Annotated in this window: 11 protein-coding genes; 3 read left to right on the forward strand and 8 right to left on the reverse strand. The window is 50.0% G+C overall.

Annotation, left to right across the window (positions count from 1 at the left end; genetic code table 11):
* Window positions 1-510 precede the first annotated feature (510 nt).
* Window positions 511-750 (forward strand): cell division protein ZapB, encoded by a 240-nt coding sequence (gene zapB / locus EOJ37_RS02045; RefSeq protein ID WP_127957158.1) that lies wholly within the window; start codon window positions 511-513, stop codon window positions 748-750.
* A gap of 54 nt (window positions 751-804) precedes the next feature.
* Here zapB and rraA read toward each other — a convergent pair whose 3' ends face one another.
* The 7 genes from rraA to priA all read right to left on the reverse strand — a co-directional run bounded on the left by rraA (window position 805) and on the right by priA (window position 9,131).
* Entirely contained in the window at window positions 805-1,290 is a 486-nt protein-coding gene (gene rraA / locus EOJ37_RS02050; RefSeq protein ID WP_127957162.1) for a ribonuclease E activity regulator RraA, read from the reverse strand.
* Window positions 1,291-1,508: 218 nt separating this feature from the next.
* The gene (locus tag EOJ37_RS02055) at window positions 1,509-2,426 is read right to left on the reverse strand and encodes a 1,4-dihydroxy-2-naphthoate polyprenyltransferase (protein ID WP_127957165.1); all 918 of its coding nucleotides are present in this window, start codon (window positions 2,424-2,426) and stop codon (window positions 1,509-1,511) included.
* A gap of 127 nt (window positions 2,427-2,553) precedes the next feature.
* Complete coding sequence (hslU, locus tag EOJ37_RS02060) at window positions 2,554-3,888, reverse strand: HslU--HslV peptidase ATPase subunit (RefSeq protein ID WP_127957168.1); 1,335 nt, start codon at window positions 3,886-3,888, stop codon at window positions 2,554-2,556.
* Between the two features lie 12 nt (window positions 3,889-3,900).
* Complete coding sequence (gene hslV, locus EOJ37_RS02065; protein ID WP_127957171.1) at window positions 3,901-4,431, reverse strand: ATP-dependent protease subunit HslV; 531 nt, start codon at window positions 4,429-4,431, stop codon at window positions 3,901-3,903.
* A gap of 187 nt (window positions 4,432-4,618) precedes the next feature.
* The gene (locus EOJ37_RS02070; RefSeq protein ID WP_127957174.1) at window positions 4,619-5,410 is read right to left on the reverse strand and encodes an SPOR domain-containing protein; all 792 of its coding nucleotides are present in this window, start codon (window positions 5,408-5,410) and stop codon (window positions 4,619-4,621) included.
* A gap of 242 nt (window positions 5,411-5,652) precedes the next feature.
* A complete protein-coding gene (cytR, locus tag EOJ37_RS02075; RefSeq protein WP_127957177.1) occupies window positions 5,653-6,678 on the reverse strand; it encodes a DNA-binding transcriptional regulator CytR in 1,026 nt (341 codons plus the stop codon).
* Between the two features lie 257 nt (window positions 6,679-6,935).
* Complete coding sequence (gene priA / locus EOJ37_RS02080; protein ID WP_127957180.1) at window positions 6,936-9,131, reverse strand: primosomal protein N'; 2,196 nt, start codon at window positions 9,129-9,131, stop codon at window positions 6,936-6,938.
* A gap of 197 nt (window positions 9,132-9,328) precedes the next feature.
* On the opposite strand from priA, the gene rpmE reads away from it, so the two are divergent.
* Complete coding sequence (gene rpmE / locus EOJ37_RS02085) at window positions 9,329-9,544, forward strand: 50S ribosomal protein L31 (RefSeq protein WP_127957182.1); 216 nt, start codon at window positions 9,329-9,331, stop codon at window positions 9,542-9,544.
* A gap of 114 nt (window positions 9,545-9,658) precedes the next feature.
* Here the strand turns inward: rpmE and metJ are convergent, their stop codons facing one another.
* Window positions 9,659-9,976, reverse strand: coding sequence for a met regulon transcriptional regulator MetJ (metJ, locus tag EOJ37_RS02090; protein ID WP_127957185.1), 318 nt, complete (start codon window positions 9,974-9,976; stop codon window positions 9,659-9,661).
* A 359-nt stretch (window positions 9,977-10,335) separates the two neighbouring features.
* Between metJ and metB the strand changes: the two genes are divergently transcribed.
* Window positions 10,336-11,496: a cystathionine gamma-synthase gene (metB, locus tag EOJ37_RS02095; RefSeq protein ID WP_127957188.1), complete on the forward strand. Its 1,161-nt coding sequence runs from the start codon at window positions 10,336-10,338 to the stop codon at window positions 11,494-11,496.
* Window positions 11,497-11,511: the final 15 nt, after the last annotated feature.

An 11,511-nucleotide genomic window follows, 5' to 3' on the forward strand; every position in this document is an offset into this window, starting at 1 on the left:
TTCAGCCATTAACAGCTTTTGAATGGCGCTTGCCAACAGCACTGTAGCCAAGTAAGGTGGGCAGCACTCCTGCAACGTTAAGTAATGAGCGGATAAAACTGTGCCCGTAGTGCGTTATGCAGAGGTTATACCTCATCAAGTCTCGCGGCTTGGTGCATTTCGTGTTTTTGTTGTCAGTTGAGTGGTTAAAATACGATAGAGTCTGTCTTAAGGCGGTAAGTTGCTAGACAGTGACAGGTCGGCTACTTACAATCATTTTATCGAAAAAAGTTTTTATCACGGCAAACGCACTGTTATCACTGCGCCTGCCATTTGGCGAGATTCGCCGCTGCTATAACCAAGATCGTGGCTTCACTCACGCTCCGGGTGCTTGGCGTTGCAGCGTGGTAATTACGGCGCTCCTTTTAGCTGAAATTATCAGCTAAAAGGGGCACAAATAGCCCAGATTCCTGCAATCTCAGGTAACAGGGGAATAGGCACAGGCCCAACGATCATTAAGGGGAGTAAAGAATGTCATTCGAAATATTTGAGAAATTTGAAGCAAAAGTTCAACAAGCCATCGATACCATCACACTGTTGCAGATGGAAATTGAAGAGCTGAAAGCCCAGAATAGCGCCTTGTCGCAAGAAGTGCAGAGCAACGCCGCACATCGTGAATTGCTGGCACGTGAAAATCAGCAACTGAAAGAAGAGCAGCACGCATGGCAAGATCGTCTGCGCGGTTTACTGGGCAAAATGGACGAAGTCTAATTGCAGCAACCATAAAAGGGTACCATCGGTACCCTTTAATCTATTAGGCTATGATTACTCAATATCAAGAGGCATTTCCGACAAGATGATGCCGGTATCATCGGCGTATAAATGGTCACCAGAGAAGAAAGTAACGCCACCGAAGTTAATACGCACATCGCTTTCGCCAATGCCTTCGCTGGTTGCCCCAACGGGAATCGCTGCCATCGCCTGAATGCCGATATCCAACTCCTCTAGCACATCTACCTGACGTACTGCACCATAGACAACAATCCCTTCCCATTCATTTTGAACCGCAAGACGAGCCAGTTCTGCATTGATCAAAGCACGGCGTACCGAACCGCCACCATCGATCAGCAGCACCCGACCACGACCATTTTCTTCTAACAATTCAAACAGCAGGCCGTTATCTTCGAAGCACTTTACTGTAGTAATTTGCCCACCAAATGAAGTACGCCCACCAAAATTAGAGAACAGAGGCTCAACAACGTTAACCTCTTCCTGATAAATGTCACAAAGTTCGGAAGTATCGTATTTCATAGGATCCTAGGTCCTTTTGCCGCGAGAGAAGTCAGTATATCGCTTTATTTAGCCGATAAGCAAAGTGATCAGCGTTGCCAATCGCCCAGACAATGAATATTTTTCAACCAGCCAATCTGAGTAAGCGTTGTGATTATCTCACGGTCACAGACTATCGATTAACCGTTGTAATATCTGTTACCCGCACTCACCGCGCCGCAAAACTAAGCAAGCTTCTTTTAGCTTAGCATCACACCAATAGAGAATAGCAGATTAATCACCAAAGCACTTTTTACCATCTGTTCCAACAGTGGCCGCATACCGATTGCTGTTTGATCACGCAATACACGTCGCCCATGTAACAGCAGCAATGGCGTAGCCAGCAGAAATAACCATCCGGATAAGCTGGCGAGATAATAGAACGCAAATAACGCAAAGCAGAGCAGCGCTCCGAGCAGTAGCAATAGATGATAATAGCGCCCGTTACGTGCTCCCAGTCGAACAGCAAGCGTGTTCTTATGGTTGGCGCGGTCTGTTTCAATATCGCGCAGATTATTAATATTGAGCACCGCAGTGGCCAGTAGACCGCACGCCGTTGCAGGCAGTATCACCGACATTTCGAACCGGTGAGTTTGCAAGTAATAACTCCCCACGACACTGAGCCAACCAAAGAATATTAATACCGAAATATCACCCAATCCCAGATAACCGTAGGGTTTTTTGCCAACGGTATAGGTGATAGCAGCAATAATTGCCACTGCGCCGAGCAGTAAAAAGCCAAGTACATCGCTAGGTTGCTGACAGGAGATGGCAATTAAAGCACTACCGGAGAGCATAATCAGCACCACGGTGATAACCAGTGCCCTCTTCATCTGCGCCTGAGTGATCAGCCCTTTTTGCATCCCGCGCATCGGCCCAATTCGATCGGCCGTATCACTGCCTTTGATCGCATCACCATAATCATTGGCCAAATTGGAGAGGATCTGCAACAGACCGGCAGTTAACAACGCCAACAGCATCACCCCAAGCTGAAAATGCCCCTGCCAAGCAGCAACCGCAGAACCGACGATAATAGAAGAGAAGGCCAACGGTAAGGTGCGCGGCCGCAAACTTTCCAGCCAAGCCTTAGCTGGGGTAATGGCAGTTGATGATTGCATATCCGATGTTAATCTTCCGTTCTCATGCTAGCTAACACATTGTGTTAAAAAATAAATTGATGATGTCAGTTAGCCTGTTGTCACCGCTCTGCCGCACAGCACTAACTGACTGTTATTTTGCCGTCGATTAGAGAATAAAACGGCTCAAATCTTCGTTGCTCACCAACTCATCGAGATGATTACGGACATAATCAGCATCAATGGTGATCGACTGACCGCCACTTTCACTGGCGCTATAGGAGATCTCTTCCATCAAACGTTCCAATACGGTATGCAGACGACGGGCACCGATATTTTCGGTATTCTCGTTCACCTGCCAAGCCGCTTCAGCAATACGCCGGATACCGTCGGCACTGAAGTTAACTTCCACGCCTTCCGTTGCCATCAGCGCTTTGTACTGCTCGGTGAGTGATGCGTTCGGTTCAGTTAAAATACGTTCAAAATCTTCCGTTGTCAGTGCCTGCAGTTCGACACGAATAGGCAAACGCCCTTGCAATTCAGGGATCAAATCTGCCGGGCTGCTAGTCTGGAACGCGCCTGAAGCGATAAACAGGATGTGATCTGTCTTCACCATGCCATGTTTGGTTGAAACGGTGCATCCTTCAACCAGTGGTAGCAGATCGCGCTGCACGCCTTCACGCGAAACATCCGGGCCAGCACTTTGGCCACTGCGCTTACAGATTTTGTCCACTTCATCGATAAATACGATGCCGTGCTGCTCAACCGCTTCTATCGCCTGCTCTTTTAGCTCTTCAAAAGAAACCAGCTTAGCCGCTTCCTCTTCCACCAGTAACTTAAATGCCTCTTTGATCTTGAGTTTGCGCGCCTTCTGTTTCTGATTACCCAAATTCTGGAACATCGATTGCAGTTGGCTGGTCATTTCTTCCATGCCAGGAGGAGCCATAATCTCAACACCCAGAGGAGCACCCGCCAGATCGATTTCGATCTCTTTATCGTCTAACTGCCCTTCACGCAGTTTCTTGCGGAATACCTGGCGCGCGGTTGAAGGCTCCTGCTGTTCTTCTGGCTGCCCCCAATTGTTCTTGGCTGGTGGAATCAACACATCAAGAATGCGCTCTTCCGCCAACTCTTCTGCTCGGGTGCGATTTTTCTCTATCGACTGCAAGCGCACCATTTTTACTGCCACATCAGTCAAATCACGAATAATCGAATCAACTTCTTTGCCAACATAGCCGACTTCAGTAAATTTGGTTGCTTCTACTTTGATGAAAGGCGCGTTAGCCAATTTGGCCAAGCGGCGAGCAATTTCAGTTTTACCAACGCCGGTTGGGCCGATCATCAAAATATTTTTCGGTGTAACTTCATGACGCAACTCTTCGTTAAGTTGCATTCGACGCCAACGGTTACGCAACGCGATAGCCACAGCTCGCTTCGCTTTGTTCTGACCAATAATATGGTTATCGAGCTCACTGACAATCTCGCGCGGGGTCATTTCAGACATGGGATCCGATCCTTACACTTTGGAAGGTAATTCTTCGATAGTATGGAAATTATTGGTGTAAATACAGATATCACCAGCGATAGTGAGAGACTTCTCAACAATTTCTCGCGCATTTAACGAGCTGTTTTCCAATAATGCACGTGCTGCAGCTTGGGCATAAGGGCCGCCAGAACCAATGGCAATCAAGTCATTTTCTGGCTGCACCACATCACCATTACCGGTGATAATCAGTGAGGCATTTTCATCAGCAACTGCCAGCAATGCTTCTAATTTTCGCAACATACGATCAGTCCGCCAATCTTTAGCTAACTCAACCGCTGCTTTAACCAGATGCCCTTGATGCAGTTCAAGTTTACGTTCAAATAATTCAAACAGTGTGAAAGCATCCGCTGTGCCACCGGCAAAGCCGGCTATCACTTTATCGTTATACAGCCGACGCACTTTTTTAACGTTGCCCTTCATCACAGTGTTACCTAGTGTGGCTTGACCATCACCACCAATTACCACCTGACCATTGCGGCGCACACTTACAATTGTTGTCACGAGCAGCCCCTTATCGCAAAAAGAAAAAACCCACACAGCAACCTGTAGCAACAGATGCCATAGAGGCAATAAACGTTATACAACCAAACCGCTGGCAGTGGCCGAGGTGATCGTTAGCCTCGTGACAACAGGCGGTCTGTGGGTGATAACAACCACCCGGTTATAAATGGGGGAGAATTGCTATTTTTCAACCCCTAACCGGTACAGTGATACACTCCGGCATACCTGCGGCCTTCAAACGTGCCAATGATTGATCAACTTGGGTGCGGTTGTGGTACGGGCCAAGCACCACTCGATTCCAGCCACCAGAAACCGTGACTCGGCTTTCAATGCCAGCAAATGCCAATTTAACACGCACTGACTCCGCCTGATCGGCAACACGAAATGATCCACACTGCACGATCCACTGCGACTTCTGCTCAGGCTTGCTATTGGCCTGGGTTTTGCCGCTGACCGAACTGTTGCTATTTGCCGAGGCTGCGCGTGTCGGTGGATTGACCACTGTTGGTTGCGGCGAGGGCGAGCGAGTACGGTTATTGCCGCTCACGCCGGGTAGCGGTGTCGGCGGCTGACGCATATCGGCTTCTATCTGCTCTAGCAACTGCCGCTGCTCGGCGGTGAGCGTGGTATTTGCCCCCACTTCACCACTCGATTTCGGTTCTGTCGGTTGCCGTACACCAATCGGCCGATTTTCCAGCTCTTTGATGTAACGCCAGCGCTCTTGCGGCTTAGGCGGCAATCCGCCTGCTGGCTGACTATGTTGTGGCTGTGTTGATTTTTGTGCGGGTGTGTCTGGTTTATGCTGCTTAACAAAGTAGAGCGCCAGGATGAAAACAGCCACCACAGCAGCCACCAGCAGCAGTGTCATTTTGGATAGCTTATTTGCTTTTTTCGCTTTTGCTGAACGTTTACTGCCGCCAGCCGCCTTACGCCGTGTCGTTTTGTTCTGCCCACGACCAATATAATCTTTTTGTGCCACTCTAATTCCAGTCTGTTTTACTTGGCACCTACCCCAGTAAGCACCATTGGCACCACCAGTTTAGACCCGCAGAACGTGTAGAAACCACAGCGTACGCGCAGTCAGTGAGGATTTCGGCTCTGCCAAGAAACAACATGGCAAACGAGCAATACGACAACGAAAATTCCTCTAATAGGATAGGCGGTTAAACGTTAACGCCAATGCCGATCAGCGCTCAGTCTACTGAAACACCCAATCGTTGACTAGCGTTTAGCTACCGCAGTGCTACCTCTGATAATCAGTTCACTCTCCAACAAACGTGAACCACTATAAACCGGTAACCCATTTAACTGCTCTAGCAGCAATTTCACTGCCTGTTGGCCAATCTGAAAACGCGGCTGTGCCACAGTAGTCAGCGGAGGATCACAATGCCTAGCCTGCTCGATATCATCAAAACCAACAATCGAGAGATCCTGTGGAATGCGCAAACCGAGCTTTTTCGCTTGTGACAGAGCACCAATTGCCATCACGTCGCTATGACAAAATAGCGCAGTTGGTGGTTTAGCTTGTGTCATCAGCGCGCTAATCGCACGCGCACCGGCCTCATAACTAAAATCGCCGCGCAGAATATATCGGCTTTCGACGTGGATGTCATGACGCCGTAATGCCTGCAGATAACCTTGCAAACGGTATTGACTCAATAGTAGCCGTTCATCACCGGTTAGACAGGCAATCTGTCGGTGCCCAAGCGAATGAAGGTAACTCACCGCTTCAAACGCCGCCGTCAGATTATCGATATGCACCGCAGGAAGTTCCAGCTCCGGCAGCAACTGATTGGCTAGCACCATAGGTGGCAGACTACGCCGCTCTTCCTCACTCAAAGCAAACGGCAACCCGCCACTGAGTAGCAGAATGCCATCAATCTGTTTAGTGATAATCAGATTGATAAAACTCTGTTGCCCCAGCCGTTTGCTCAGTTGACTCACCAATAGCAAATAACCGTGCTGGCTAGCAATCTGCTCGACACCCGCTATCAGATCAGCAATGCCTGGATCACAAAGATCCGAGACGATCGCCAGCAAGGTATGTGAGTGATAGCGCCTATTGTTGCCAAGGCTGGCATTGCGCGAGTAACCAACCGCCAACATCGCCCGATCCACCTTTTGGCGTGTCAATCTGGAGACCTTATCAGGTTTCATTAACGCACGTGAGACAGTGGCCGTTGAAACACCCGCCATTTCTGCAACGTCCTTCATCGTGGCGGTCAATGACGCTTTTCTCTGTTCCATCACGCGGCTCCTTCGGTTTCACCTGGGTCAAATAGGGAGACTTTTTCGCCTGCGGCAAGCGCCTGTCATTAGATATGAGATGAATTGAATAACATTGGGTTACGCAGACATTGTGCTGCTATCTAAGCAGACTATTGGCTACTTTTGTTAGGGAATTTTGCTAACAGCGCAGAGTTTATGCATTTTTCTCGTGCCAGATCGCAAATTCGCCAGCCAACCACCGACAGGACAACGATAAACACGCCAACCTCACAAGGCTAATTCTCAAGCGGATCAACATCGATTGCCCACTTCAACTGATGTGTTTTCGGCAATGCTTCGATCGCAGGTAAGCTGGTTTTTAACAATTGCTGTAGTTGTCGGCGCGAGCTGTGCTGCAATACCAACTGCCAGCGAAAACGGCCGCTACGCTTTGACTGTAATGCTGGCACCGGCCCCATCAACCAGAGCGCCTGATCCGATAATGGATTGCTCTCCAATTGCTGGCGACAGTGGCGCAAAAAGTCTGCTGCCTGCTGATTGTCACGATCTTCGGCGCGCAGAATAATGTGGCTGGTATAAGGCGGTAGCAGGGTGCTACGGCGTTCAAGCAGAGCCTGCTGTGCAAAAGCATGATAGCCCTGCTGCAATAGTATCTGTAGCAATGGATGCTCGGGGTGGTGTGTTTGTAGTAACACCTCACCTGGCTTGCCTGCTCGGCCAGCACGACCAGAAACCTGGGTGTACAACTGTGCGAAGCGTTCCGCCGTGCGAAAATCCGCCGAAAACAGCGCAGCATCTACATCCAGCAGAGCTACCAGTGTGACATTCGGGAAATGGTGTCCCTTAGCCAACATCTGGGTACCAATCAGTATTCGGGCGCCATCACGACCGATCTCTGCCAAATGCTGCTCTAGTTGCCCTTTACGGCTGGTGGTATCACGGTCTATACGAGTGATTGCGATCGTTGGAAACTGTTCTGGTAGCACATCTGCCAACTGTTCAGTGCCAACACCCACGGCGACCAGATGTGTGGAACCACACTGCTGGCACTGCTGTGGTACCGGGCGTTGATTGTCACAGTGGTGGCAACGTAGCTGTCGCTGCTGCTGATGTAGGGTAAAGTAGTGATCGCAATGGCGACATTCGGCGATCCAGCCACACTCATGACATAACAGCGCTGGGGCGTAACCACGACGGTTTAAGAACAACAACACCTGATTTCCCTGTTCGAGATGATGTCGCATCCGGCTTAGTAACGCGGCGGATAACCCCGCTTTCAGCGGCTGGCCTTTTAAATCGATCAGTGATTGCTGTGGAGGTTTAGCATTCCCAGCACGTTGGGTTAAGTTGAGTTGACGATATTTTCCCAATGCAACATTGTGTAGCGTCTCCAGCGCTGGTGTTGCTGAACCCAGCACAATTGGAACCGCCTCTTCACGTGCGCGCATCACCGCCAAGTCACGCGCGTGGTAGCGCCAACCTTCTTGCTGTTTATAGGAACTGTCGTGCTCCTCATCAACGATGATCACCCCCAAGCGCGCAAATGGCGTGAACAGCGCCGAGCGGGTACCAATCACAATTGCGGTTTCACCACTACGCGCTCGGCACCAGACTGCCAAGCGCTCGCTATCGTTCAGTGCCGAGTGCAATACATCAACCGGTGCGCTAAAACGTTGCCGGAAGCGGGCGATCGTCTGTGGTGTCAAACCAATTTCCGGCACTAACACCAGCGCCTGCTTGCCGCAGGATAAAATATTTTCTAATACTGTGAGATAGACTTCGGTTTTGCCAGAACCGGTGATGCCTGCTAATACCCAGGCAGCAAAACGATCATCTTCACTGCGGATCGCTCCTACGGCTGTCGCCTGTTCACTGTTGAGGCGCAAACGCTCGCCCTGTACTGCGAAACAGGGTCGCCAATCGACAGCCGTTACTGTCTGTGGCTGTAATTCAACCAGCCCTTTCGCCCGTAATGCCTGTAGCGCTTGGCCGGATATCTGAAGTGAATCCATTTTTTCGCGAGACAGAGTTTGCTGCTGCAGTGCCGCAAGTGCCTGCTGCTGTTTAGGCGCACGCTTAAGCTCGTGCAATTGCGTCGCCTGCCCTTGCTCAGTCGCTACCCACAGCCACTTCTGGCTGATCTCTGGTAATTTGCCCTGCCGCAATACTACCGGCAGAGCATGAAATAGCACTTCGCCCAAGGGATGGTGATAATAGTCGCTCGCCCAGCGCAGAATACGCCACAATGCGTCGGAAAACAGGGAGTTTTGGTCGATAAAATGGTGGATCGGTTTTAACTTTTCAAGCGGTAACTCACTCTGTTGGCTGTGGCCAATCACCATCCCTATCGCCTGCCGTTTGCCCCACGGAACACTGACGCGGGCACCAATAATCGGTGATACCCCCTCAGGCAACAGGTAATCAAAAGTCCGCGCAAGGTGGATCGGTAAAGCGACGTGTACAACAGCCATGTAGCATTCCAAGCAGAAGAGATGTCGCTTAGTTTACACGGCAAATTGGCAAATGTACGGTTCCGATTGCACCGACGATTATATTCGGTATAATTTGCCGCCTTTGGTATGTTCCCATATCAAAATCGATTATTAACTGCGTGTGGTGTCTGGCGAAACAGGGCTGGATAGCGACACGGCCTTAACTGAGGTTTTCCATGAAAAAAGATATCCACCCGAAATATGAAGAAGTTACCGCTACTTGTTCTTGCGGTAATGTAATGAAAATCCGCTCGACTGTCGGTCACAACTTGAACCTTGACGTTTGCGGTGCCTGCCACCCGTTCTACACTGGCAAACAACGTGATGTGGCAACTGGCGGCCGTGTTGACCGCTTTAACAAGCGTTTCAGTGTACCAGGCATCAAGAAGTAATTTTCTCGCGCAAGATAAAAAAGGCACCTCAGGTGCCTTTTTTGTTGGTGAAGCTTGTGTTTGTTGCTAAACACGCTTTACCTGTAACACGGCTTTCCATCGCACTGCCTCAGTTCAATACTCCCAGGTATCAGGATCCACGCCCAACTCACGCATCAGCGCTTTCGCCACTTCCGGGATTTCATCATGACGCTCTTTGCGCAAATCTTCATCATCCGGTAGCGGCTGCCCAGTAAACGCATGGAGAAATGCTTCACAGAGCAGTTCGCTATTCGTGGCATGACGCAGATTATTGACCTGGCGACGGGTGCGCTCATCTGTCAAAATTTTTAATACCTTCAGCGGGATGGATACCGTGATCTTTTTGACCTGTTCACTTTTTTTACCGTGTTCAGCATAAGGGCTGACATATTCACCGTTCCACTCCGCCATGGGACACCTTAACATTAAATCTTAAACCCGAGAAACCTGCCAATTATGCCTGAATACCACACTAAATGTGCGACAAATATCGTGCCAAACAAGCGCGGGGCATACCGATTATGCCCCAACACTCACCTGCTACGGCAAAAGAATATCGCCCAAACTAGCGCGTTCTGTCACCTCAAAACTGACAAAAATTCGTGCCAAGTGCAAAGCGATTGAGACACAACGTCCAATTTTAGCGGTGATTGCTTTTTTGCTCAATCGTCGCACCAGTTATTTGGATGTCTAGATGTATTGACGTCTATTTATGGCGGGTGTAACCTTATCTCCCTCTTTCCCCCGCTATTTTGAGAGCCAAGCCAGCCATGAGACGTAAACCAGCCACTATCGCCGTGCGCAGCGGCCTGAATAATGATGAGCAATTTGGTTGTGTTGTACCACCGATTCATCTCTCCAGCACCTACAATTTCAAAGGATTTAATCAACCACGTACACACGACTACTCGCGCCGGGGCAATCCGTCGCGCGATGTGGTACAACGCACATTAGCGGAATTGGAAGGTGGTGCAGATGCGATTATGACCAACAGCGGTATGGCGGCGATCCATCTGCTGACCACTGCATTACTCAAACCCGGCGATCTGTTGGTCGCTCCACACGATTGCTACGGTGGTACTTACCGCCTGTTCAACAGCCTGGCTGAGCGTGGAGCCTATCGAGTCCTGTTTGTCGATCAGGGTGACTCACAGGCGGTGCAACAGGCGCTGTCACAACAGCCAAAACTGATGTTGATCGAAAGCCCCAGCAACCCCCTATTGCGAGTCGTTGATATTGCAGCACTCTGTGACGCTGCACATGCGGCAGGCGCCCTGACGGTAGTTGATAACACCTTCCTCAGTCCAGCGCTGCAACAACCTCTCGCATTGGGTGCTGATCTGGTGGTGCATTCTTGCACTAAGTACCTGAATGGCCACTCAGATGTGGTTGCTGGCACAGTGATCGCCAAAGATCAGCCGTTGGCGGAACAACTCGCTTGGTGGGCCAATAATATTGGCGTAACGGGTGCCGCCTTTGACAGCTATCTGCTCTTGCGTGGTATCCGTACCCTGTCACCACGAATCAAAGCAGCACAACAAAATGCCACTGCGATTGTCGATTATTTACAGCACCATCCACTGGTCAATAAACTCTACTATCCCTCACTCCCTACCCACCCAGGGCATCAGATTGCCTGCCGTCAACAATTCGGCTTTGGTGCGATGCTGAGCTTTGAATTAGCAGGTGATGAAGCGCTACTATGTCGTTTTCTGGCCGGATTGCAGCTGTTTACCCTGGCGGAGTCACTGGGCGGGGTTGAGAGCCTGATCTCTCACGCAGCCACCATGACGCACGCTGGAATGTCCGCAGAAGCTCGAGCCGCAGCAGGGATCTCTGACAATCTGTTACGCATTTCAGTCGGCATAGAAGATAGCGAAGATTTAATCGCCGATTTAGAACAGGCGTTCCAGTTAGCTGGCAAAAACTAATTCATTAAGCCAATC

This window comes from Serratia microhaemolytica, assembly GCF_004011885.1.
GTDB lineage: Bacteria > Pseudomonadota > Gammaproteobacteria > Enterobacterales > Enterobacteriaceae > Serratia_G > Serratia_G microhaemolytica.